Source organism: Shewanella sp. 1311, from assembly GCF_059338235.1.
Genome location: NZ_CM181686.1, coordinates 340,752 through 364,342 on the forward strand (window position 1 = coordinate 340,752; position 23,591 = coordinate 364,342).

Genomic DNA, 23,591 nt, shown 5'->3' on the forward strand with positions numbered 1-23,591 from the left:
CCTAGTAAACCAACCAAGTCTCGCCATTCTGATTAACTTCCTTGGCGCCTTGTTTGAGCAATACTTCTCTCAGCGCCTGACGGGCGAGACGTTGTGCAGGTCTGCCAGCATCATGGATTACCATGCCGCGGATCTGTTGAATATCCGGCAGACTTCGCCTTAAATGACGTAATTGTTCCACTAGCTGCAAAACCGCACTGCCGACCCCCGAGGTATTGCCTTTACTGCAAAAGTCACAAATGGTGAGAGTGTTGTCATCAACGCGAAACACCATTGACCAATGCGCCGTATCCCAACATTTACCCCACTCAAACTGACTGTTTTCAAAATAGGCAGGACTGACAGTCACCCCTTTACGGGCAAGATATTGACTTACACTGTCCATATTAAACTCCTGAGTGTTAGACCTGCGCGGCCTAACACTTAATGATGTGAAATAGAAGCACTGCTAGTTATGTACTGCCGCGCTAATGCGACCGTGCAATTCGACGAGATCTTTGATCAAGGAGCGCATCTGCTCTGAAATTTGTTTTGCTTTATCATTCAGATCATTAACACCCTTGATATAGCTCTGAGCGTTACTCGCCTTAAAATCACCTATAGTGCGTTCTAGCTCAGCCTCTTTGCTCATATTGGCACCGACTACTTTACCTGTGCCTTCAATCCCTTTACTAAACGCCCCACTCATGTGAGTCGCTGCATCGCCAAACTTACCCGACAACCCAACCCCAGCCATGCCTATGACGCCTCCGGCGATCTCTAGTACCCCCGTCCAGATGCTCGCTTCGCAGGCCTTATCAATAGCGGAACGTTTGTCATCCATTGCGGCAATTTGTACGTCCCAACCAAGTTGTTGCTGCTTAACGTTGTAGTCCTGTAATACGTTGCGTAATTTTTTAAACATCTCGGCCAATTTCAGCATAAGATCATTAATTTGCGAGATAGCATCCATACCGTCACTGGCACAGTTGTCATTCAGTTGATCTGTCTTATCTGTGTTAACGGGCGCAGGAGTGTGGCCTTGGCCCGAAATAATATTGATGTCTGTCATGGTAAACCTCACTTATACTGTTGAACCTGCGATACGGGCTTGTAGTGCGCCACTCTGACTGATGGCCTTACTGGCACCGTCTAAGCTGTCGCCTTGTTTTTCAATCAGATCTTTTACCGTTTTCATTTGCTGTTCTTTAGCTTTGTCGTACCACTCGTAGCAAAACTCTAAGAAATTCTGTTTTAAAATCAGTTCTTCAATTTGCTTTTGCAGTTTGGCTTTCTCAACGGCTATGCTGCCATCGGTAATGGCTTTTCCTGCACCTGCGGTCGCACGGATCACATCTAGGGTTGTAAAAGTACATGCTTTGATTGCCGTTTTAATCACTTCATGGCTCACCTCTTTCACCACTTGCTTAGTGATTTCCTCGGCGGTGACAAGCACGCCTTTCTTAATGGCTTGTTTGCCAACTTCTTCCACAGAGCGAGTCACGAGTTGCTCAATCGCCTCTTTACTGAAGGCATCCATCAGACCGCTGGCAAGTTTACGCCCCCCCTGTTCAGCCGCTTCTTTTAAGCCTTTTCCTAAGTTAGCCATTACTTGATCAGTAACTTGTTCGGCAACTTGCTTACCCACTTCTTTCGCGACATTAGTGACCGCCTCGGAAGAACCTTTAGTAATACCATCAACGAGTTTAGGAGCCGCTTCTTTCATCGCTGTTTCTGTGCCTTTAGCAATAGAACGTGTCGCTGAAATTGCCCGCCCCGCTTGGAAGATATCCAGTGCCATGCCCACTATTTCGCAACTTAGTTGCACTTTGCCCGCCACATCAATTACGCTCTGGCATTTCTCTTTGTCAGCCCCGCATAAGATGGCGGTTTCAGCCGCGGCTTTAACCATGCCTGCGACCCCTGCGGCGAGATAGGCTGCACCACCGGCGATTTCTAATGCGCCCCCCGCTACATCGCCTACCGCGCAGCGTAAGGCTCCCTCGACCAACTTGATGGCACCGTAAATAGCTTCGACTGCACCGACAATCCAATCGAAGATGGCACCGAAAATCCCCCCCTTGTGGGCCTTGTCAGCTTGCTCGATGGCTTTCGCCAGTTGCTCTTGATACTCCTTCACTTTTTTATCGCGCAGGAACTCTTGGGTATCTGTCATTATCTTGCTGGCTTTCATGGCCGAGCTTGCTGTGTCTGCGAAGGTCGAAATGCTGAGATTCGCAGCCATCATGACCATGGAATCCATGGACGCTTTTTCTAATGAATTTAATGATCCCAATCCACCAACAGCGCCCGTTTTAGGGTCTGGGGTAAAAAAGGGCGTTAAAATACGCTGCAATGCCCTTTGCGCATCTTTCATTGTGACTGGACCTTGATGCTGATCTGTATGCTCAGTTTGAGTGAGCTGCACAGGCATGGACCAGTCGGGCAAACTTGCTTTGCTAACAGCATGCGCCTGAGCGGTAACATAATTGGCCGACACATTCTCAGGACTTCTTTCCAATACACTGTTAATTGACATGGGAATTCTCCTTCGCGAGTGTGGCCAGTCCGCGCTGTGCACTGGCGGCGATCCCAGTGCTCTCTGGGTGGCCTTCACACCAACGTAGACTGGCGTTAAAGCTTCTCTTGGCATAGTCGTGGTTGCCCAAAGCCAAGTAGCTCAAACCAGCATGGTAAGCGGGTAAAGGATTATCGACTTTGATCATCCCTGCCCGGCCCAAACAGAAAATGGCCTCTTCATGTTCGTGTAACTGCTGGCAGCATATCCCTAGAGAAAAGCAGTAGTCGTAATTCCATTGATCTATGCGCATCAAGAGGTAAAAGATCCGCTTCGCCCCTTGTTGATCTCGGCAGGCCATTAACTGCAACGCGTATTGGTACAGCAAATTCAAGTCACTTTGCTCGACATCAGCCAACATACGCAGTGAGCCGCCCCGTTGCAGAAAATGTTCAAGTACTTCAAATTCTTGCTGTTTCATTACTGACTCCTTAGCGGACATTTTGGGCGATAGATTTATTCATCTCGGCCAACATGGTCTGCATGCTATTGAGTAAACTGACGGTCACGTTATAGGTCTGCATCATTTTTTGCAGTTGCTGTTGTGACAGGGAAACAAAGTCAGAGGCGCGATTTGAGACCGATTCCAAAGCAGATTTCACCGCTTGCAACTTGCCTTTATCTAGTCCTCCTGCAGCGCCAAGGGCATCGGCAATCTGTTGCATATGCGCCTTACTGATGTTTTGCCACGATTGCCGTCCAACTTCGGGAAGACCCCAGATAAAATCACAACAACGCTGACCATCGACCTTGATCCCGTGTTCATCCATATAACTAACCACATCTTGCCAACTCGCCGATTGCATTCCTGCTGGTCCAGCAGCGGCAATTTTGTCGAGTAACTCTTTCATATAAACAGCGGAGGGATCATTGTGGTCGAGATAAGCGCAGATGCTCATTCCATCAACTTCAAAGCCATTGTCACTCATATACTTAACGACATCGGCTGGCAGATTTGCCGTGGATTTATCACCTTGCTTCGCGACTTGGGCTATCGCCTCATCGACCCGATTCGCCATCTCTTGGGCTTGGCGCGACACATCAGCCTTTTGCTGCATTTGGCCATATTTGGCATCGGCTAGTTCTGACAGCAAATTCATAAACATATACAGTACGGCTATACCACCAGAGAGCACTGAATCTCCGCGAGACGCTATCAGAGCTTTCACCTCATCCGACGCTTGAATGTTGGTAATGCTGGTACCTTGAGTTGCTACATTTATAATTTCCACAATGATGACCTCCAACAAGAAACGATAACGCGTTAAATTAACGAATGTTTTGCGCAATCGACTTGTTCATTTCTGCCAACATGGTTTGCATACTGTTTAACAAGCTGACGGTAACGTTGTAAGTCTGCATAATTTTTTGCAGCTGTAGCTGGGATTGTGAAACAAAGTCAGAGGCACGGTTCGATACGGATTCCAACGCTGCTTTCACCGCTTGTAACTTACCTTTATCTAACCCTTTGCCGTCAGGGTCATTCTTGGCAAGGTACTTATCAATGGTCATACCATCTATAGTGAAACCATTGTCGTGCATGTATTTCACGACATCATCTGGAAGTTTACCTACGGCTTTATCACCATCTTTAGAGACGTTTGCAATGACCTCATCCACCTGGTTTGCCATATCCTGCGCTTGACGAGAAACATCGGCTTTTTGCTGCATTTGACTGTATTTTGCATCGGCTAATTCAGAGAGCAAATTCATAAACATATATAAAACTGCAATTCCCCCTGAGAGCACAGAATCACCGCGTGAAGCGATTTGATTTTTAACGCTTTCAGGTTGTTGAGAGTTAATAATGCTAGTGCCTTGATTGCCTACATTTGAAATATCCATAATAACACCTCATTGATTATTTAAATTAAATATGACTTTCCATATTGTGATTACATATAACTCCTAACTTTTTTAACTTTAACTTTATTACCCACTCCATCTTTAGAAGTCGAATTGATATCATTATCAACGTCACCCGACTCAATTTTTCCTAATAAATTAAATTGTGTTTCGAGACTTTTAAAATTACTTTCCAATTCACTGACTTTATTCATTACAGTGTCTTGCTGTAATTCAAACCCTCCTGGAAACGCATTCTTTAACTTAATCAACTTAGCTAATGCTTCAGGATCTCTATCGGAACGTTCTACGAGTAGGTTTACTTCTTCTTGTAGCGATTGAAATTCTTTAAGATGTTCTCCAAGTGCTGCTTTACGTTGCTGAAGATCTTGCATAACTGACTTTATATCGTTGAACATATCCATAACTAACTCCTTGACTTATATATTAATACTATTGCGAATTGAAGATACCTAAAAACAATGAGAATAAAACAAAACTGGTCGAACCACTTACTTGAAATTTAAACCTATTTCTTATAGCGTGAAAAAAGTGTGTTTATCACTATTTCAGCCGCATCGATAGCTTCATCTAACAATGGAATTGTCCCACTATTACCGGATAAGATATTACTGCGCATTTTAGCTAGTCTATTACGGTAAGCCTCCTGTTTATAATTATGTAATTTGATATCATCCTCAAGCTGTGTAATTCTTGACATAATGCCTCCTAAAAAATAAGTGGTACATGAATTAACTCACCGGCTCTACTGAGATCTAATCCATGAATGTTCATATACTCCACGACATAACCATTAGCTAATTTGCTACCTGTTGATAACCGAACACCACTCGATAACTCTATGAATGGAGACTGTGCATTACCACCATAGGTCACCACAGAAGCATTTAATAAATGATTAAGTTCGTCTCGTACTGGAATATTTTGAAATACTAATTTCAATCCACTGGCATGCGTTGGTTCTAATCCTTGCGCGACAGCCATGATCTGTTGCTGTTGTTGTTCACTGACTTTACCCGTCATGACAATGGCATCATTGATCCTTTCTATCATGAGACCGACGAGTAAATTTTTGTTTCGCAACGCGCAGATGAGCGGTTTGAGTTGACTGTCAACCTGATTGCTAACTTGCCAATTAACGAGTCCGGGCAAGTTATTCAAGCTAGACACTGCTTTATCCCAGGGCTCCCCTGATTGAATCGCGCCCGAAATGATGACATTACCAGGCTCACTAGCTAGGGTTACAAGGGCATTGGCAAACCCATTTTGGACTAAGACATCTTTGACATTACGTATCAACTGATCGCCGCAAGTGGTCTGCTCTATAAATAAAATACCTTGTCCTTTGATGTCACCAAGAAACCGCGCCATACGTTGTGAATCTTGGCAAAAGCCGCTCAGCGTCACCACGCCATCCTTTGACCAATGAGCTTGAACTCCGTTTAAACCATCGGTCTGCAACTGCTGCGATAACCATTGTGCTTGTGTCAACTCAGCGATAGGCATCTTCGCAGGCGCTAATAACACTGTCGTTAATAGCACCATAGAGAGCATTGAAACTGTCGCCAGTAACCACCAAGACTTCTTTGCCTTTGTTTGACAATGTGATGGCATTGCCTGTTGCTTTAATTCATCGCTGCTGTGACCTAAGAGGATACCCACACCAGCGAGTTCAATTGCTTGCCCCAATGGCAACATGTTGGCTTCGCTAACAGGCTGTCCAGCTATCCAAGTCGGTACCCAAGACTGCAGCCGAACCCCCGTTTCATCGATCAATAAATCCACTTGTTCAGCGTGTTCGAGTGTGGCTAACACATCACCATCGGGTCCTATGCTTAAGCTGCCATGAGGCAAAGATAACTCTCGTCCTTGCAATGGACCGTTTAACCATAAGAGCTTGTATCCTGAAGACATATTAATCTCCTTGGTTAACGGGTTCCGCTTTGATCAGGAACAGACGCATCACGCTTTGAGTGTGGTGATCTGTGCTTCTAAACAAACCGCCCAGCAGTGGTAGATCGCCCAGTAGTGGGATCTTATTCTGGGTCGTTTCATCTCTATCTTGTACGAAGCCGCCAAGTAACAGACTCTCTCCCGATTTCAGCGTCGCCTGGGTCGAGATCTCGGAGTTTTGTACTTGTGGTAATGGTTCACTGCGGCTCACTGCTTGGCTCTGTTGACCATCCTGAATATTGAGATCCAGCATCACAGCCTGATGACCCACTTCATCAATTAATCTTGGTGTGACTCGTAATAGAGAACCTGTGGTCACTGATTCTAATTTAGCGACTTTATCTCCTTCTAACTTAGTGTAAAATGTCACATTTTTATCGAGTACAGCTTGCACATTGTTTAACGTCACTACTGAGGGACGTGAGAGTACTTTGGCCTTAGAGTTCTTCTCTAGTGCATTGAGGCGCAGCATGAAGTTGCCAGTGTTACCTATGACGGTGGAAAAATTGTCACTGCTATCACCACTGTTGAAGCTGACTGAACCACCGCCTAATTTGGCTGACGCCGACCAATCTATGCCAAGCTGTTTAAAGTCAGAGGCGTCCACATCGAATATCGATACAGACACTTCAATCATGGTGGGCTTAGTGTCGAGTTGTCTTATCAAAGAGCCATAAGTGGCCATATCACGGGCACTGCCACGGACTATGATGGCGTTTTGGCGAGGATCGGCGGCAAAGACTGGACCGCTTATATTACTCACAGAACCCGCCACGGCATTGGCGACTTGTGTACCTTGATCCATTTCTTTTAGCACTGTAACTAATCCTGGAATACTCACAGGTTGGCTACGATATTGATAAACCGAGTCGGTTGCAGATGCGTATTTCAGTGGATAGACTTTAACCGTTTCTTGGTTTTCTGTGGTTTGTTTAGCATTGGCATCGAGTTGTGCCGTGAGTTTGGTGACGCTGTTAATGCATTCGGGTACACCTGTGACTTGTAAGCCACTGATCCCTGCCATAGATTTAATGCTACAGACCCCCTTATCGAGTACTCCTGCACTGCGCAGGTAGTGATCGACCTTAGCCGCGGATAAGCTGGTTAGCGGTAGCACTTCACTATTAATTTCACTGGCTTTGTAAACATATAAGACATCGTTGTTGTAGTACCAGACTAAACCAAAGCGACGGGTGAGATCTTGGATAACGGATTGAGGGTCTTGCTGTTGTATTTGGCCAATATAGTTGTCGTTGACCTTATTACTAACAATGACTGGTACGCCATAATTACTGGCAAAGTCCTGAATGACTGAGGTTAGCGCTGTACCTCGACTGATCATGACAAAGGGCTCACCTTGCCATTTAATGTTTGTCAGTGGTGCAGCCTGAGCTAGGCCCATCTGACACAGTAACAGTAAACTGAGTAGTTTTTTCATACTGTCCTCCCGATGAGCGAGGCTCGATTGCTATCAACAGGTTTAAGCAGGCTCTTTTCGAGAAACCTCGCTATTGCAAGTTGCATGACAATCCCTTGAGACAAAGCTTCATCATCTTGAATTTCATCGTAATAACGCCATAACAACCAGAGGTCTCCTCTTAGCTGAAGGCCACAATCTAAGGCGTGATCACTGGCGGCTAGTGCGAGCGTTGCTTGTGTTAGCCAATCCGCACTGATTTCGGTCGAAATCGCTAGCACTATGGCAATGGATACTGAGGTGTTCGTGTCGATAACGAGAGCTCGTCTTTCGGCTAAGGTCCAAGTCGTGTTTCCTTCGACGCTTTGGCTGGCCAAGAAGCCACTTTCAATCAATCTCGTTAGCATTTGTACACCCGGTTTTACTTGCATAGGATCAGTATGTAAGCATCCAAGCCTAGCGCCCATCAGGTGAACACCTTAACTACCTAAGGTGTGTCGATAAAACAGCCAAGCCTCAGTCATTCACCTGATAGCACTGGCTGTAAATGTGGTTAAGATGAGAAAATGGTTCGAGTGGATTTCGAAGTTCATGCAAGAACAAGATAAGTAGCGTATTTTTAACTGACTAAGGCCGAAATAAGATGAACAGAGAACATAGATGAAGATCCGATGGAAGTTTTCCTTGGTCACTAAACTCACAGTCTCCTTTATGTCTGTGCTCGTTGCCCTGTGGCTGATGATTGAATATCAATCCTATAACAACACTTTCAAGCATACACTCGAACGCTCCCTCGTCGCCTTTAGTGAACTCAGCGGACTACGGGCCGAGGTCAGTAATACACTGTTCGCCGATGCCAGTTATGATGCGCGCCAGCTCAATAAGCAGCTCAAGCAGTTCGCTTCGATGGACAAAGTGAATGCCCAAGAAATTGTTTCTCATTATTTTCCATTTCAAGCGAAAAGTCATGACGATACTTTGGCCATGTGGGTGGCGCAGACATTTGGTAATGCGGGACAGCACAGATACTTAGATACTTTCATCTTGAAGCCTAATGAAGGTATTACTATTTATGCGGCGTCTGATGCTAATGATGAATATTTTAAAATTCGTTTGCGCGAGATAAAACAGCTCTCAGTACAAACGTCGACAACGGGTTATCGTTGGGGAACACCGATCAAGGACACGAATTCTGAGGACTACCACTTAAGTTTCAGTTACTCGAGTGATCCGCAGGATCCCCTATCACCCCAAGTCGGTTTTAGTATCAATTTAGCGTCGGCCATGTCACTGAATAATGCCTTAGGACCTGGGGACATTAGCTTTTTCATGACACCTCAAGGGGAGCTATTCTCTAAGTCGACCTTAACCTTAACCCCGTCAATACTCGTTAAACTGAAAGACGAATTTAGTCGTGCTGAGCCAAACGCTAAGAGTACCGCACACGCACTGGGCGATTACTATGTCATAAAAGAGCATATTCAAGGTCCAGGCTGGCAACAGATCACGTTAATTTCTGGTGTCTACCTTAAAGATATGGCGTTGATGCCTTTCTTTAAAGAGCTGCCATGGTCTCTGTTATCTTTAGTTTTTATGGCAATTATCCTACTGAATGTATTACGTATTAACCTTGCCAGGCCTATAGGCCACTTCGTTAATATCATCAACAGTGCCAGCCAGCCGACCTTCGAGCGCCGACTGCCGCAGAATCGTAATGATGAGCTAGGGCAAATTGCGAAAGCCTATAATCATCTACTCGATACAGTCAAAGAGAACTATGATGAGTTAGAACAAAAGGTCACCCTGCGTACCCATGAATTAGCCTTGGCAAAGCAAGAAGCCGAAAAGGCCAATGAACGTAAAACCGAACACCTCACAAATATCAGCCACGAAATTCGCACTCCACTAAATGGTATTACTGGAGCGCTCGAATTGCTGCGAAATACCCAACTAACACCTAAGCAAATGGATTTGCGTGATACTGCATATAATTGTGCCAATTCTTTACTGGCTATTATCAATAACTTATTAGATTTTTCCCGTATAGAGGCCGATCAGATTGAATTAAACTTACAGTCTTACCCCATTTTGAAGTTGGCTGATGATGCTATGATCACCATCCAATCTCGGGTCGTGAATAAACCCATCACCCTAAAATGCTTAGTCAATGCTAATGTAGCCGAGAAAGCGTTACTGGATCCTCTGCGTGTCAGGCAAATTCTGGTTAACTTGCTTGGTAATTCGGCTAAATTTACTGAGGCTGGCCAGATTTTATTACGTATTGAAGTGGTTAAGCAGCATCTGTATTTTAGTGTGGAGGACACGGGGGTGGGTGTTGCCATTCAAGATCAGCAGCGTATCTTTGAACCTTTTGCACAAACTTGCCATCATAAATCGGGCACCGGGCTTGGTTTGCCAATCTCAGCGAAACTCGCCTGCAAGATGCAAGGTCAACTCACAATGTTTAGCACTTTAGGCGAAGGCAGTACTTTTATTCTCGATTTACCCTTAATTGATCCAACTGCGCCACTGTGTTTGCCCAATACACAGATTGTCGCCCCTTTGGCCTTACATCCACAGCTCACACTCTGGGGAGCTTTGCCCATTGAAGGTGATAATCCGGAATTAGCGTCTCCTGAACTGGCTCACTTGCCGGCTCGTTTATGGCAGAGGCTCTTTGAAATTAGGCACAACCTGCCGCATCAGCAACGTCAACATACCCCAACACTTCTTCCTTGGCAGTTAAAAATCCTCTTAGTCGACGATGTCGAAACTAACCGCGATATCATAGGTAAAATGTTGCTTGAATTAGGGCAACAGGTCATTGCGGTTAACAGTGGCGAAGCAGCGTTAGAAAAAGGGGCTCGACATATCTTTGATCTCGTGCTGATGGATATTCGCATGCCAGGACTCGACGGCTACCAAACAACGCAACAGTGGCGCCATAGTGAAGATATCCTAGATGGTGATTGCCCTATTTTTGCACTCACTGCCAATGCTAATCCTAAAGAGCATGACACAATAGAAGCCGCGGGAATGAATAGTTATATAACCAAACCAGTGTCATTGAAGCAGCTTAACCATGCACTCGAAGCCGCGGCCGATATGCAGTTGGATCGTGATATGCCACTCGTGATAAACAATGAAATCGATGCGCCTATGATTGATTTTTCACAAACGGATCTGAATCATAGACTCTCCGTGCATCTGGCCGATATGGCACATCAGGCCAAGTTACATATAGGGAAACAGGCTTGGAAGGCATTGAGTGATGTATTGCATACCATCAAAGGCAGCGCTGGCTTAGCAGGTAAAAAAGATATCGCAAATGAAGCGGCTGACTTAGAGGTTGCACTCGAAGCTGAAGAATATTTGAGCCTAGCGGAATTTAGCGCACTCGATAAGTTAATTCACACATTAGATGCTGAAAGTTGATCTTAGACTGAAAGCGCAAGCACAGTCCAAACTGTGCTTGCGCCACGTCCGTCTTCATAATCCAAGCCTTTGTACCCAATGCATTAACTCGGCGACGTTATGCGCATTAAGTTTGCGCATTAAATTCATCCTGTGAGTCTCAACCGTTTTTAAACCAATCACTAAATCTTCGGCAATATCACGGTTGCGGCGCCCCTCACAGATGAGTTTTAGCACTTGTTGCTCGCGGGGGGTCAGCAAAGGCATATCCCCATCGACTACCCCACTCAAAGCGGCAATTTGTCTCTCATCTAAGCTAGGATCGATAAAGTTTTTACCCTTACATACACATTTGATTGCCGCTAACAGTGTGCTCTTAGGGCTATTTTTTAACACATAACCATTGGCGCCGACATCGAGCGCTTCCCGCGCACTTTTTTCCTCAACCGTCGCCGTTAACATGATAATCATCATCTCTGGCCAACGTTGTCTGAGCTGACGAATCACGTCAAATCCACCCATTCCCGGTAATTTCAGATCCATAAAAACCAGATCTGGTCTGAGTTTGAGGCATTTCTCGTATACCGCGAGCCCATCTTCAACCGATCCAATTAGATTAAGCTCTGGATAAGGCGCTAAACAACCCAGTAATCCGTCGAAAATCAACGAATGATCATCGACCACTAAAATATTGATCACTTTACCATGACTAAATTCCATATATTTCCTTAGACTCTAATACTCAAGATCATAAAAAAGTCTTTAAAACCATCGACGAACAAATCCCTTAACAGTATTAAAACCCGTTTAACCTTTAAGAAATAAGGAGTTAACCAGTTCTGGTAGTTATACAAAAATAGTAATCTTGGTGCAAGATTTAATGTCTAAAAAAGAAAGTTTAAATAGCGATAAGATTTGTTTTTAGCTCACTGGCAAGTCTGTTTCATTTCACAAATCTTAGGGCTGATGCCACTGAAGAAATGAGAGCTGACTTTATGTCAGGACGTATCGTTCTTAACAGCTATAAAACTCTTAATGGCTGTGGTCAATAATTTTTACTGGTGGGACTTTAGTGTAGTTGGTAGATAAACCTTTGCAAAAAAGTATCAGAGCACTCAATCATTTATCCATTTATCCATTTATCCATTTATCCATTTATCCATTTATCCATTTATCCATTTATCCATTTATCCATTTATCCAAAATCAGGAATCAGGAATCAGGAATCAGGAATCGCTACTATTTAGTAAGCATTATAAAAAGCAACCACTCGTTTATGAGTCATTTAGTAGTAAACAATCTAAATGCAGACATAATCTCATTATTTATATTTTTACACACTTATATTAATCAGTTAGTTTTCATTAAAATTATATTTCAAATAAAATCAGTCATTAAAAATGATAGATAATAGTTAATGTATTTATCCTTGCCCCTGCGGTGTTGATTGATTTTGTGTAGGGACTTATGGCCATTGCCCCTAGATTCGAAGACTGTGAAGCCACATTTTTTCGCAGTTATTGCTGATTTAGGTTTTGTCTGGTGCGATTTTGCTACGCATACTGCATCGCCAAAAATATTCATTAATCCACACGTGTAGCAGAACAACGAGTAATATTCCAAACATTTAGAAAGCATCGTCACACGGGAGACCAACTTTAAAGAGTGCATTGTTAATGCCAGCCCGCAGCTCCTTCAACGCCAACTCTTTTTCTTCAATTTGTATTAATTTTCGCTCAAGACATGCGCGCTTTTGAGCAACACTGAATTCATCCTCGATCCACACAGTTAATACATCTGCGATTTCACTCAGCGTAAACCCAAGCATTTTAGCATGCTTGATCATCTTCAATCGCTGTAAATCTACAGCAGAATAAACTTTATAGTTATTGCTAACATTAGGCTGCGGGATCTTATCAAGCAAACCTTGACGTTCGTAGTAACGCACAGTGTCCTTAGGTAATCCGGCTTTTACACATAATTCACCAATTTGCATCTCAACCTCTCAAAAGTAGCGTCAAAAACCTCTTGACCGTGGACCTAAGTCCTCAGTTTATCCTGTTGTAAGCATAATACCAAAGAGGATAAACATGCATGAAACCTTTTGACTATACAGGAAAAATAGCGCTGATCACGGGAGCTTCATCAGGAATAGGACTAACCTTTGCCGAGCACCTTGCTGCTCGCGGCGTATCACTTATTTTAGTCGCACGCTCGCAGGCCAAACTTGAAGCATTAGCTGACAGGCTAACAAAAAAACACCGTATTACTACAATGATCATCATTCAGGATTTAGGAGAACCTGACGCTTGCAAAAAGATTGTTGCAAAGCTTAAGGAAGCGACACTTTCACCTGATTTATTAATTAACAATGCTGGGTTTGCCACCTATGGTGTCTTCGATGAGATTCCACTCATACGACAAAAAGAAGAGGTTTACATAAACTGTCTAGTGCCGATAGAGCTGACGCATGCGCTACTCCCTGCGATGCTGAAGCGCGGTAACGGCGCAGTGATAAATGTAGCGTCAACCGCTGGGATGCAACCGGATCCATATATGGCAATATATGGTGCGACTAAAGCCTTTCTCCTCGCCTTCTCCGAAGCACTATGGGCAGAAAATAGACAGCGTGGAGTACGTGTATTGGCACTGTGTCCCGGCTCAACGGAAACGGCATTTTTCGACGTGGTGAATGCTAAAGAGGCATCGGTTGGTAAAAGAATGTCGGCTAATGCAGTGGTCATTATTGCCCTCAATGCCCTAGATAAAAATCGCAATTACATCATCTCCGGCTGCAATAACTGGCTACTCGGACAGCTACAAAGATTTGTAACACGCAGGCGTTTATTAATTATCGCAGAGAAAATGCTGAGACCAAATACTCATTCAAACAAGGGCTTAAAATTATAAACATCTGCAATGTCACTCTTTAACAACACCTTAACTCTGGAAAACAGACCTTATCTTTAAACTCATTTCAGGAGCCGAAAACCGTGGCTAACGCATGTTGGCCACGACACTGCAACGACTGCTTTATAGGGAAGTGCTTTCAAGATATGTTTCTTGCTTGTCGTTGAAACATCCTCATCTGTTTCACGAGCAGCAAAAATAACATAAGAAAATTCAGTCACGTGCTTCAACAAAGTCATGCCTTCATTGCACTAAACAAGCCTAAAGACAGAAACATACTACAAATGAGAATAATTACCCTTTATTACTGTTGTTATACCCCAGACCAACATTCAAGACACGCTCAGTTCTGCTCTATCTCGTATAGAAAACTCGCTAAAATCTTCCGACTTTGAGCTAGTCTAACTGTTTTTGCGTCTAAAAGGTCAATCTGCTCGTGTAAGACATTACGTAACTCATCACACGGTTCAAAAACTGGGCCATCACCTCTCACACAAGGTAAAAATAGTTTAATGGTAGCAAGAGTCATACCTGCCAAGCCAAGCAACTTTATCCGCTCGACAGTCTGTAACTCTTTCTCTGAGTAATCACGATAACCACTTGTGACACGCATAGGCTTCAGTAGCCCTTCCGTTTCATAATAACGTAGCATTCGAATACTCACGCCAGTTTGCTTAGACAGCTCACCTATTCTCATTTTACCCTCTTGACTCTTACAGTACTGTCAGGGATTAGGATAGTGACTCTTTAATGTGAACTCAACTAGGAGTCAATAACATGTCTACTGAAATCAGCACATATCAGGCCCAATTAAATGGGCATCCGGTAAACCTTTCTGAGCTTACCCCGCTAGCATTCGCGGGATTTGCACACTTCACTGCAATGCAGATACGAAATGGCAAAATAAAAGGGTTAGATCTTCACCTAAGGCGGTTACATAGGGCATCTGTGGAATTTTTTGGGATGGCTTTGCCGGATGAACTAGTGCAGTCCTATATCAAAAAAACAATTGGCGAGGGGCATGAAGACTTATCATTAACGGTTACCATCTTCTCACGTCATGGTGAATTTACAGCAGATAGCATGAATGTAGAGCCAGCCGTTCTCGTCCGCACGGGAGCCCCTTTTAATGGACCCAATGGCCCGTTAAGGCTCGCAGCTATAAACCATGAGAGACCACTACCGACAATAAAACATGTTGGTGAAGTCGGTAAAACTTACTTTCTACACCAAGCTATTCGCAAGGGCTTCGACGACGCAGCCTTCGTTGATAATCTTGGACACTTAAGCGAGGCCACGATATGGAATCTTGTCTTTTGGGATGGCGAAACAGTTATCTGGCCAAAGGCTAAAATATTGAATGGCACCATGATGAGCATAGTTCAACGACAGTTAGAACATCTAAACATTCCACAACGCCACGAAGCAATCACACTCAAACGTCTTAGCGAGCTATCAGGTGCAGCCGTAATGAATTCATGGTCCCCAGGGATATCAATCAGCGCTATTGGCACAGTTACGATAGCAGAAGCAAAGCCGTTTATCCGCTTACTTCATCAAGCCTTCGAGGCTGAACCCGCTAGCACAATTTAAAGATACTGTAGTGGTCAAGTAAAATTGGCCACGGTTTTAGAGTCATTCCAATATAAACGTTCTGACTCATTTGGCGTTAACCCACCATTATATTGATGGGGTCTGGTCTCACTGTAATATCCAGTGATGTAATTTGTGATCTCTTTATCTGCTTCTGTAAAATTCCCATAACCACTGGCGGGTATCCACTCAGATTTCAAACTTCTAAAGAAACGCTCCATTGGTGCGTTATCCCAACAATTCCCGCGACGACTCATACTTTGCTCAATCTGAAGACGCCATATTAATTGTCTGAATTTCAAGCTTGTGTAATGCGAACCTTGATCGCTGTGATATATCACATTCTCAGGCTTACCCCTTCACTCAAATGCCATTTTCAAAGCTTTACAGGTCAGCTCACTATCTGGTGATAATGACAAAGCCCATCCAACAGGTTTGCGGGAAAATAAGTCTAAAACAACGGCTAGATAGGCCCAACGATTACCGACCCAAACATACGTCACGTCGCCACACCACACTTGATCTGGTTGAGTTACTGCAAACTGTCGATTAAGCGTATTGGGGATTGCAACATGCTCTCGTGTCGCTTTTCTATAAGAATGCTTAGGCTGCTGACAGCTTAATAACCCAAGCTTTTTCATTAGATTACGGGCTCGATAACGACTGAGACCAATCCCTTTGTTAGTCACTAATTGCGCTATCGTTCGCGCACCGGCAGAGCCATGACTAATACGATGTGCAGCCTTCACTTCACTGCATAAAATAGTAAAGTCTGCATCAATATATTCTTTTCTTTTTAGCCAATACTTATAGCTACTTCGATGCACTTTGAATGCATTACAAATTGTGAGAATAGAGTGGCTCTGCTTGAGTGCGCTGATTAGCGTAAATTGTTCATCGAGTCTGACATCAAGAGAGCGGTAGCCTTTTTTAGGATAAGATTGTGCTCCTCAAGACGAGCTATTTGCTTCTTCAGCTCACGGATTTCAATTTGTTCAGGGGTAATCGGAGATGCTTTTGGTGTGCCACTCTGGCGTTCTAGTTTTAACTGTCTCACCCATTTATCCATAGTGGACTTACCTACGTTCATCGCCTTTGCAGCTTCGATGATGCTATGGTTTTTATCGAGGACTAATTGGGCTGCTTCAAGTTTGAATTCAGCACTAAATGTTTTTCTGGTTGTCGATCTCATGTGTTCACCTAAAGTCATCTACGAGGTAATAATATCACCTCTATTTAGGTGGCCAAAATTAGTGTGCCACTACAGTGCGGATTATAAACAAATCAAACAAGAAAATGTCCGATTCGTCTTGCTATGCATGGATACACAAACAAGCTATCAAAACGAACAGAAATTTAGAAAGGATTTTTATCATTTTCTGAAGGTTATCAACGTCAGCAAGACAAAACCAAACCATTGCCGACACACTTTTACATCCTTAGCATGTAATGAAGGTGCTAATCAAACGTACATTTCAAAACAACTCGGCCATGCAAGCGTCTTAACAGCAGAGAAACACTATCTTAAATGGAATAAATCTCCAAACAAAGTAGAACGAGATAGCGCATCCCAAAAGATAAATTCTATTTTTGAACGGTTCACAACCGCTCAAGGGTAACTATAGAGCTGCTTACATTAGATAAAATAAGCATGCCAATATCCAGCATTATTAAGGTTCTAAAAAATCACCGGAACAATGCTGGTTTCAACATTTCAACTGTTCTTCCCTTCACATTAGCTAAGCAACATTTCAGTTGTTTTCACCCCATCAAATAATTCTAGAAATTGTCGAACTAACATAGATGATTTTTTACACACCTACACTTGATAACATACCAACTGCATGTATGCCTAAGATGGGTAGATAAGTGCTGAATGAGTGAAAGAATATCACTAAGGTAAAACCGGAAAAAATGATTGGAAGGGAGATTTTAGGCTAAACAACTATATTAAAATCCACATTTGGATCCCAAATAGTTCCCAAAACAGAAACAGCGACTCGTAAGTCGCTGTTTTTGTTTAAGAATTTGGCGGTGAGAGAGGGAGTCTACTTAGCAACGTAATATGTTGATAAAAATATATAAATATATAATTTAAAATATTAGCATTACATTTGGCATTACCTTAAGCATTACTTTATTCCATCATCATAAACTGTATGGAGAACAATAAGATACGCCTCCAAGCAGGTTCCCAATCAGCGAACAGGAATGACTTCACAACTCTTTGTATTTTAAGACAATTTACATTAGTTGATTTTTCCATTAATTCAACTAAATTTTTCAAGTTTGGACATTAATTGTAACTTTATCTCCGTTCTAATAAAGATAAATGGCATAAGAAATGACCTAAGTTTGAAAAGATGTTTGCAAAATTAATCCGCAACATTGATTCTGATAGCAAAGGAATAAAACAACAGACTAATCACCGTGACCCAGCAATTGAAAAGTGAGATATCACTTCAAACGCTAAATGAAAAACTTGACGAATACTGTAGCCGTTACTATCGATTTAGTGATTTATTTCACTGTGGTGAAACTTGGCACAAGACCAAATGTGATAACCTGCCCATGCAAACGCAAAGCTGGGAAGCCTACAAAAAGCTCGCACAAGAAATACTCGACCCTATCACAAACCACTTTGGCCCAGTACAACTCACGTTTGGATTTTGTGGGCAACAACTTAGAAGTTTAATCCGCAAAAATCCTTCCCCAAGAATAGCACCCACGTTAGACCAACATGCCGCCTATGAGCTTAATACCAAGGGCAAGCCTATCTGCCCTCGCCTTGGTGCAGCAATTGATTTACGGGTAAACAACACCTCATCGCAAGCTGTTGCAATTTGGGCCACGAGCTATTTACCCTTTGATCGACTTTATTATTATGGAAATGACAAACCCATCCACATTAGTATTGGCCCAGAAAAAAGTTCGCAAATCATTTGGTTAAATACAATTAATAACAGACGTATACCTAAAAAGCTCACCCTAGATGCGCTAATAACACTCCCCAAAAAATGAGGTGAAAATGATAACAGCAACTGCATTTTTACAGGATGTCGAAGCCTTATCTGTGGGCAAAAAGCTCCCCGAAGCCATTTACTTACATCGAGATACGCTTGCGATTGAAAACGCCCAGCTCTATCAGTTTGCCTTGGCAGTTGCAGGTGCGCTTAAAATCGATAATAACGCCTGGAACATCATCAAACTTTCAAGGCGTCAGTTTGCGCTATCACTGCTCAATTACCCCACTTTTTACACTGACGCCTATCCGGCACTCAACTCAAGTATCAGTGTTGACTTGGGTAAACTCAGTCACAGAGTGGTTGACTATAGTGATTCTGACAATCCACCCATCCTGCACCGTAAAGAACTTTTGGTGTTAGCGGATAACCCGCATTACAACACCTTTAAGATGATTACAGTTGAAGGGGAAACAGCAGGTTTATATGAAAACACGCGGCTTATTGGATTTAAAAGCTCTTGGGAAGCGCACATAACCAAACATGGTTACGTATTAATGGATGGACGATTATTTAGGGCCTCAATGTTGCCCGAAACTGATCAACACGACATCGACCGCCATAAAACCGCATTGGTACGCCATTCACTTTCGTCACCAATGAAATCATTAGCAAAACACGGATTTCTTAACGGCAATTACTCACTATTCGATTACGGCTGCGGACGAGGCGATGATCTTCGCGAGCTACAATGCCATGGTTTAGATGCATTCGGTTGGGACCCAAATCATTTTCCTGAAGGTGAAAAAACGTCAGCCGCCATAGTCAACCTCGGGTTTGTACTCAATGTGATTGAAGATAAACACGAACGCTTAGAGGCTTTACTCGGTGCCTGGGAATTAACAGAAAAACTGCTAGTTGTCAGCGTGATGCTTGCCAATGATGAGTTTATTGCTCAATTTACGCCCTACAAAGATGGCGTCATCACCAGCCGTAACACCTTCCAAAAGTACTATCAGCAAGCTGAAATAAAATCTTTTATCGAGCGCAGTTTAGATGAAAGTGCCATCGCAATCGCGCCTGGCATTTTTTACATTTTTAAAGATAAGGTTGAAAAACAACAATTTTTATCTCGCCGTTATCGCCGTAACCGACAATGGAAGCAACTCTCCAGCCCTCCGAGCATTACGCAAGGTGATAAGGCGCGTCTTTTAGTTGCCAAACACCAAGCGTTATTTGCAGCATTTTGGCAAACGGTACTCGACCTTGGCAGACTACCCCAAACGGATGAATTTGAACAACTTACCAACCTTAAAACCATTGTAGGCACGCCAGCTAAAGCCCTAAGAATTCTACTTGAGATACAAGGACAAGAAGAATACGACCAAGCAGTAGAGCAACGCACCCAAGACCTGCTGCTATTTTTTGCGATGGCCCAATTTGAAAAACGCAAACCCTATACGCAGCTACCTGAAAATATAAAGCGGGATATCAAAGTGTTTTTTGGCGAACATCAAACCGCGCTAAGGCAAGCTTCAGAGCTGTTGTTTAAAATTGCCGATACTGCAGCGATTGAACAAGCCTGTAATGAAGCACATCAGTGCTTACCCGCCTCGTTACTTAACATTGGACACTCGATAATTCTGCACAAGAGTCATATCACAGCACTCCCGTTACTCCTCAGGGTTTATGTTGGTGCAGGGCTACAGCTCTATGGTGAATTAGACGACATTGACCTGATCAAAATCCATATCACCTCAGGCAAGCTCACGCTCACAGGTTATGATGACTTTGAAAAATCAGTCCCCTTTCTAAGGGAACGCGTGAAAATAAAAATGGCCGAGCAGGAAATCGACTTTTTTGACTACATTAATGAAGCAAAGCGACCGCCTTTGTTAAATCGCTCACTCTATCTCCACCAACACAGCAATCATCTTCAAAAGCAGCAAAGCTTTGATAAACGTCTAGCAAAACTACTTGGAACAACAAACACCGAAGAAACCTTAATGACCAGAGCCGAATTTGAACAAGCACTTAGCGAAACATCTAAGCGTATTCAGGGGTTTCAAATCGTATCAACCCATGCAGTATGAGCAATTGAAAATAACAAACTCAGCGTCACTTCAATTACTTTTTAATTGCAAGGTATGTCATTAATGACATACCATTACGTCATTAATTAGTTGTATGGCATACTTCACATGATTGACTCCGACTCAGGCTATTGCTATTCATTTCCAGCTGTCAGAGGAATTCAGGCTGGCCGACCATTTTATATAGCGACTTGCCCGCTACGAATCATTCCTAAAATATTTAGCTACAACGAAGCCGACGTGCCTCCCGAGCTTCGTGCTCAGCGAACACTTAACAAAACCCGGATTCCGGAAATGGTAAAGTACTTGCTGGAGAATCCCAAAGATTACGTTTTTTCGGCACTAACGGCGTCTGTAGGCGTACATATCTCTTTTGAAGAAACCTTAACAGCCCCCAATTTAGGACAGTTAAAGATCCCCATGGATGCGCAGATCCTCATTAATGATGGTCAGCACAGACGCAAAGCCATTGAGCAGGCGCTAGAAGAAAATCCAGATCTTGGGCAAGACAACATAGCCGTATTATTTTACGTAGATGAAGGTTTGACTCGAAGTCAGCAAATGTTTGCAGACTTGAACAAATATGCAGTTAAACCCAGTCCCTCTTTAGGCACCTTGTACGACCATAGGGATGAAAGCTCCTCATTAGCCAGATACCTCGCCTCTGAGTGTTTACCTTTTAAAGGGCTAACTGAAATGGAGAAATCTAATATTTCTCCAAAGTCTAATAAGCTATTTACCCTTAGCAGTATCAAGCAAGCAACCAGAGCCTTGCTCGGTAAAGGCCCAAAAGATGGCTTTACTGAACAGGAGCAACAATTAGCCGAAGCATTTTGGTCAAACGTCAATGAACACATGAAGGACTGGCAATTGGTGCAACATAAAGACGTTTCACCAGCTCAACTTCGTCAGCAATATTTACATGCTCACGGGGTAGGTTTACATGCTATTGGTCAAATGGGTCATGCCTTATTGTGCGCGCATCCTCAAGGATGGCAATCGAAATTACCTGCATTAAAAACTATCAACTGGCAAAAAACCAATCCAGAGTGGATCAAACGCGCCATGCTTCATGGTAAACTCAGCAAAACGAACACATGTATCCAGTTAACGTGTAATGCCCTCAAGCTGCACCTTTCACTTCCTCTTACACCTGAAGAAAAAACACTGGAAAAACAGGTAAATAAATGAGCATTACAATACTCTCTGATGATCTCCCAGAGGAATACCAGAACTTTATTAGCCAAGAAACTTTCGCCAATAATAAACTGAGCCATTACATCGCAGATGTACAAAGAGTTTACCTAGCAGATAAAAGACCATGGGTTATAGGCTACAGTGGCGGCAAAGACTCATCCGCAGTAATGTCACTGGTTTATATGGCATTACAGGGCTTGGACAAAGAGCAACGGACTAAACCTATTTTTGTTGTCTCTTCAGACACTCTGGTTGAAACGCCAGTCGTAGTGAATCACATTTCCAACTCTTTAGATGCAATAGGTAAAGGTGCCAAACTTGATCAGTTGCCTATATCTGTGCACAAGGTCACGCCAAAAACAGAGGCTACTTTCTGGGTTAACCTGCTAGGCAAAGGTTATCCGGCACCGACCCGCAGTTTCCGCTGGTGTACTGAACGGATGAAAATTGATCCTGTCAGCGATTTCATCAAAGAAACCGTATCCAAATATGATGAAGTAATAGTGGTATTAGGCTCTCGTAGTCAGGAGAGCGCTTCGCGTGCACAGGTTATCGCCAAACATAAAATTGATGGCTCACGCCTAGCTCGACACACAACATTAGCCAATGCCTTCATCTATACGCCCATAGATACTTGGGGTGTGGATGATGTCTGGAAAATACTCCGCATGTGTAGTCTAGAGTCGAAGGAAACGGCCTACGGCATCAAAAATATTTGGCGCGATGATTATGAGTTAGAGTGGGAAAATCCTTGGGGCAGCAAAAACCTAACCCTCTGGAACCTTTATAAGGATTCCTCTGGCCAAGGTGAATGCCCTATGGTGATTGACGAAACAACACCTTCATGTGGAAATTCACGTTTTGGTTGCTGGACTTGTACAGTTGTCACCCGCGATAGAGCAATGGAAAGCTTAATTGCCAATGGTGAAACCTGGATGGAGCCATTGCTAAAATTCAGAGATGTGCTGGCTCACACTTCCATTCCTGAAAACAAGGATATTTACCGCAACTATAAGCGCCGAAGTGGAAAAGTAAGTTATCAATACGCTAAAGACGGTGAAGATATCACTGTCGAGCGTAAGCATGTGCCAGGGCCCTATTGGCTCAAATACAGACAAGAGTGGCTCCATCAGCTACTGCAACTAGACAAGCAATTTAGAAAAGAAGGTCGCGAGATTGAGCTTATCACCGTGCCTGAATTACATGCTATTCGGCAGCATTGGTTAAGAGATCCGAACGAGCCTGATTGGAATGATACCCTGCCACAACTTTTTAGAGATGTGTATGGCTATGATCTCGATTGGGTCATAGATGACAGCGCTTCTTTTGGAAAAGTCGAAGCCAAACTGGTTAACGATTTAAGCCAAGAATATTATGTATCATCAGAAATGGTGATGAAGTTAATCGAAATGGAAGTATCCCTCGATGGTCTCAGCCGTCGTGTAGGCGTGTTTGACAAGCTTGGAAGCATTCTCAAGCAAGACTGGGGAAGCCTAGAAAATATCAAAGTCAAACATACCAACGTACAAAGCCGCATAGAATTGGATTTGTATAAAGAGCAAATGGACGAATACAACAAAGAACTAACCGAGCTTGACCGATTGTTAAGTGAAGAGTTTTAAGGTTTT

The 23,591-nt window shown here is 43.3% G+C and carries 22 protein-coding genes and 1 pseudogene; 8 read left to right on the top strand and 15 right to left on the bottom strand.

The genetic code is table 11. From position 1 onward, the window contains the following. Position 1: 1 nt before the first annotated feature. From sseE to AC5YB3_RS01635, 11 genes are all read right to left on the bottom strand, one after another. The gene (sseE, locus tag AC5YB3_RS01585) at positions 2-385 is read right to left on the bottom strand and encodes a type III secretion system effector protein SseE (RefSeq protein WP_494526427.1); all 384 of its coding nucleotides are present in this window, start codon (positions 383-385) and stop codon (positions 2-4) included. Between the two features lie 63 nt (positions 386-448). Next, positions 449-1,051, bottom strand: coding sequence for a type III secretion system translocon protein SseD (gene sseD / locus AC5YB3_RS01590; RefSeq protein ID WP_006081439.1), 603 nt, complete (start codon positions 1,049-1,051; stop codon positions 449-451). Between the two features lie 12 nt (positions 1,052-1,063). Continuing rightward, on the bottom strand, positions 1,064-2,518 hold the full coding sequence (locus AC5YB3_RS01595) for a type III secretion system translocon protein (protein WP_259585624.1): 1,455 nt from the start codon (positions 2,516-2,518) through the stop codon (positions 1,064-1,066). Next, positions 2,508-2,978, bottom strand: a complete 471-nt coding sequence (locus tag AC5YB3_RS01600; protein WP_494526428.1) for a SycD/LcrH family type III secretion system chaperone — start codon at positions 2,976-2,978, stop codon at positions 2,508-2,510. The genes AC5YB3_RS01595 and AC5YB3_RS01600 overlap by 11 nt, the downstream gene beginning before the upstream one ends. A 10-nt stretch (positions 2,979-2,988) precedes the next feature. Continuing rightward, on the bottom strand, positions 2,989-3,789 hold the full coding sequence (locus tag AC5YB3_RS01605) for a secretion protein EspA (protein ID WP_494526429.1): 801 nt from the start codon (positions 3,787-3,789) through the stop codon (positions 2,989-2,991). A 37-nt stretch (positions 3,790-3,826) separates the two neighbouring features. Then, entirely contained in the window at positions 3,827-4,402 is a 576-nt protein-coding gene (gene sseB / locus AC5YB3_RS01610; RefSeq protein ID WP_006081435.1) for a type III secretion system translocon protein SseB, read from the bottom strand. 50 nt (positions 4,403-4,452) lie between these two features. Further along, positions 4,453-4,827, bottom strand: a complete 375-nt coding sequence (locus AC5YB3_RS01615) for a hypothetical protein (RefSeq protein WP_259516146.1) — start codon at positions 4,825-4,827, stop codon at positions 4,453-4,455. 104 nt (positions 4,828-4,931) lie between these two features. Further along, on the bottom strand, positions 4,932-5,123 hold the full coding sequence (locus AC5YB3_RS01620) for a hypothetical protein (protein ID WP_259516144.1): 192 nt from the start codon (positions 5,121-5,123) through the stop codon (positions 4,932-4,934). Positions 5,124-5,131: 8 nt separating this feature from the next. Continuing rightward, complete coding sequence (gene sctD, locus AC5YB3_RS01625) at positions 5,132-6,337, bottom strand: type III secretion system inner membrane ring subunit SctD (protein WP_494526430.1); 1,206 nt, start codon at positions 6,335-6,337, stop codon at positions 5,132-5,134. 1 nt (position 6,338) lies between these two features. After that, on the bottom strand, positions 6,339-7,814 hold the full coding sequence (locus AC5YB3_RS01630; RefSeq protein ID WP_011846683.1) for an EscC/YscC/HrcC family type III secretion system outer membrane ring protein: 1,476 nt from the start codon (positions 7,812-7,814) through the stop codon (positions 6,339-6,341). Further along, on the bottom strand, positions 7,811-8,200 hold the full coding sequence (locus AC5YB3_RS01635; protein ID WP_494526431.1) for a hypothetical protein: 390 nt from the start codon (positions 8,198-8,200) through the stop codon (positions 7,811-7,813). Before AC5YB3_RS01635 ends, AC5YB3_RS01630 begins: the two co-directional genes overlap by 4 nt. A 253-nt stretch (positions 8,201-8,453) precedes the next feature. Between AC5YB3_RS01635 and AC5YB3_RS01640 the strand changes: the two genes are divergently transcribed. After that, positions 8,454-11,228 (top strand): two component system sensor kinase, encoded by a 2,775-nt coding sequence (locus tag AC5YB3_RS01640; RefSeq protein WP_310803346.1) that lies wholly within the window; start codon positions 8,454-8,456, stop codon positions 11,226-11,228. 54 nt (positions 11,229-11,282) lie between these two features. Here AC5YB3_RS01640 and AC5YB3_RS01645 read toward each other — a convergent pair whose 3' ends face one another. Together AC5YB3_RS01645 and AC5YB3_RS01650 are read right to left on the bottom strand one after the other, a co-directional pair. Next, complete coding sequence (locus AC5YB3_RS01645) at positions 11,283-11,927, bottom strand: two component system response regulator (RefSeq protein WP_259506648.1); 645 nt, start codon at positions 11,925-11,927, stop codon at positions 11,283-11,285. A gap of 907 nt (positions 11,928-12,834) precedes the next feature. Continuing rightward, a complete protein-coding gene (locus tag AC5YB3_RS01650; RefSeq protein ID WP_006081427.1) occupies positions 12,835-13,203 on the bottom strand; it encodes a MerR family transcriptional regulator in 369 nt (122 codons plus the stop codon). A gap of 98 nt (positions 13,204-13,301) precedes the next feature. Here AC5YB3_RS01650 and AC5YB3_RS01655 point away from each other — a divergent pair, with 98 nt between their 5' ends. After that, positions 13,302-14,117, top strand: coding sequence for an SDR family NAD(P)-dependent oxidoreductase (locus tag AC5YB3_RS01655; RefSeq protein WP_494526432.1), 816 nt, complete (start codon positions 13,302-13,304; stop codon positions 14,115-14,117). A gap of 343 nt (positions 14,118-14,460) precedes the next feature. Here the strand turns inward: AC5YB3_RS01655 and AC5YB3_RS01660 are convergent, their stop codons facing one another. Further along, complete coding sequence (locus AC5YB3_RS01660) at positions 14,461-14,814, bottom strand: MerR family transcriptional regulator (RefSeq protein ID WP_259585607.1); 354 nt, start codon at positions 14,812-14,814, stop codon at positions 14,461-14,463. An 80-nt stretch (positions 14,815-14,894) separates the two neighbouring features. On the opposite strand from AC5YB3_RS01660, the gene AC5YB3_RS01665 reads away from it, so the two are divergent. Continuing rightward, positions 14,895-15,710, top strand: a complete 816-nt coding sequence (locus tag AC5YB3_RS01665) for an aminotransferase class IV family protein (RefSeq protein ID WP_494526433.1) — start codon at positions 14,895-14,897, stop codon at positions 15,708-15,710. A 14-nt stretch (positions 15,711-15,724) separates the two neighbouring features. Here the strand turns inward: AC5YB3_RS01665 and AC5YB3_RS01670 are convergent. Then, a pseudogene (locus AC5YB3_RS01670) lies at positions 15,725-16,902 on the bottom strand (IS3-like element ISSba5 family transposase). A gap of 127 nt (positions 16,903-17,029) precedes the next feature. Between AC5YB3_RS01670 and AC5YB3_RS01675 the strand changes: the two are divergent. The 5 genes from AC5YB3_RS01675 (at position 17,030) to AC5YB3_RS01695 (ending at position 23,585) form a co-directional block, all read left to right on the top strand. After that, positions 17,030-17,329, top strand: a complete 300-nt coding sequence (locus AC5YB3_RS01675) for a tyrosine-type recombinase/integrase (RefSeq protein WP_494526434.1) — start codon at positions 17,030-17,032, stop codon at positions 17,327-17,329. Between the two features lie 811 nt (positions 17,330-18,140). Then, positions 18,141-18,731: a hypothetical protein gene (locus AC5YB3_RS01680; protein ID WP_393940488.1), complete on the top strand. Its 591-nt coding sequence runs from the start codon at positions 18,141-18,143 to the stop codon at positions 18,729-18,731. Positions 18,732-18,738: 7 nt separating this feature from the next. Beyond that, entirely contained in the window at positions 18,739-20,766 is a 2,028-nt protein-coding gene (locus AC5YB3_RS01685) for a DNA phosphorothioation-associated putative methyltransferase (protein WP_494526435.1), read from the top strand. Positions 20,767-20,874: 108 nt separating this feature from the next. After that, complete coding sequence (gene dndB, locus AC5YB3_RS01690; RefSeq protein ID WP_393940494.1) at positions 20,875-21,957, top strand: DNA sulfur modification protein DndB; 1,083 nt, start codon at positions 20,875-20,877, stop codon at positions 21,955-21,957. Beyond that, positions 21,954-23,585: a DNA phosphorothioation system sulfurtransferase DndC gene (locus AC5YB3_RS01695; protein ID WP_219233671.1), complete on the top strand. Its 1,632-nt coding sequence runs from the start codon at positions 21,954-21,956 to the stop codon at positions 23,583-23,585. The genes dndB and AC5YB3_RS01695 overlap by 4 nt, the downstream gene beginning before the upstream one ends. The last annotated feature ends 6 nt before the right edge of the window (positions 23,586-23,591 follow it).

Bases quoted from the DNA above. Each gene is read 5' to 3' on its own strand.
- sseE (WP_494526427.1), bottom strand. From the start codon at position 385: ATGGACAGTGTAAGTCAATATCTTGCCCGTAAAGGGGTGACTGTCAGT.
- sseD (WP_006081439.1), bottom strand. From the start codon at position 1,051: ATGACAGACATCAATATTATTTCGGGCCAAGGCCACACTCCTGCGCCC.
- AC5YB3_RS01595 (WP_259585624.1), bottom strand. From the start codon at position 2,518: ATGTCAATTAACAGTGTATTGGAAAGAAGTCCTGAGAATGTGTCGGCC.
- AC5YB3_RS01600 (WP_494526428.1), bottom strand. From the start codon at position 2,978: ATGAAACAGCAAGAATTTGAAGTACTTGAACATTTTCTGCAACGGGGC.
- sseB (WP_006081435.1), bottom strand. From the start codon at position 4,402: ATGGATATTTCAAATGTAGGCAATCAAGGCACTAGCATTATTAACTCT.
- AC5YB3_RS01615 (WP_259516146.1), bottom strand. From the start codon at position 4,827: ATGGATATGTTCAACGATATAAAGTCAGTTATGCAAGATCTTCAGCAA.
- AC5YB3_RS01620 (WP_259516144.1), bottom strand. From the start codon at position 5,123: ATGTCAAGAATTACACAGCTTGAGGATGATATCAAATTACATAATTAT.
- sctD (WP_494526430.1), bottom strand. From the start codon at position 6,337: ATGTCTTCAGGATACAAGCTCTTATGGTTAAACGGTCCATTGCAAGGA.
- AC5YB3_RS01630 (WP_011846683.1), bottom strand. From the start codon at position 7,814: ATGAAAAAACTACTCAGTTTACTGTTACTGTGTCAGATGGGCCTAGCT.
- AC5YB3_RS01635 (WP_494526431.1), bottom strand. From the start codon at position 8,200: ATGCTAACGAGATTGATTGAAAGTGGCTTCTTGGCCAGCCAAAGCGTC.
- AC5YB3_RS01640 (WP_310803346.1), top strand. From the start codon at position 8,454: ATGAAGATCCGATGGAAGTTTTCCTTGGTCACTAAACTCACAGTCTCC.
- AC5YB3_RS01645 (WP_259506648.1), bottom strand. From the start codon at position 11,927: ATGGAATTTAGTCATGGTAAAGTGATCAATATTTTAGTGGTCGATGAT.
- AC5YB3_RS01650 (WP_006081427.1), bottom strand. From the start codon at position 13,203: ATGCAAATTGGTGAATTATGTGTAAAAGCCGGATTACCTAAGGACACT.
- AC5YB3_RS01655 (WP_494526432.1), top strand. From the start codon at position 13,302: ATGAAACCTTTTGACTATACAGGAAAAATAGCGCTGATCACGGGAGCT.
- AC5YB3_RS01660 (WP_259585607.1), bottom strand. From the start codon at position 14,814: ATGAGAATAGGTGAGCTGTCTAAGCAAACTGGCGTGAGTATTCGAATG.
- AC5YB3_RS01665 (WP_494526433.1), top strand. From the start codon at position 14,895: ATGTCTACTGAAATCAGCACATATCAGGCCCAATTAAATGGGCATCCG.
- AC5YB3_RS01675 (WP_494526434.1), top strand. From the start codon at position 17,030: ATGGATACACAAACAAGCTATCAAAACGAACAGAAATTTAGAAAGGAT.
- AC5YB3_RS01685 (WP_494526435.1), top strand. From the start codon at position 18,739: ATGATAACAGCAACTGCATTTTTACAGGATGTCGAAGCCTTATCTGTG.
- dndB (WP_393940494.1), top strand. From the start codon at position 20,875: ATGATTGACTCCGACTCAGGCTATTGCTATTCATTTCCAGCTGTCAGA.
- AC5YB3_RS01695 (WP_219233671.1), top strand. From the start codon at position 21,954: ATGAGCATTACAATACTCTCTGATGATCTCCCAGAGGAATACCAGAAC.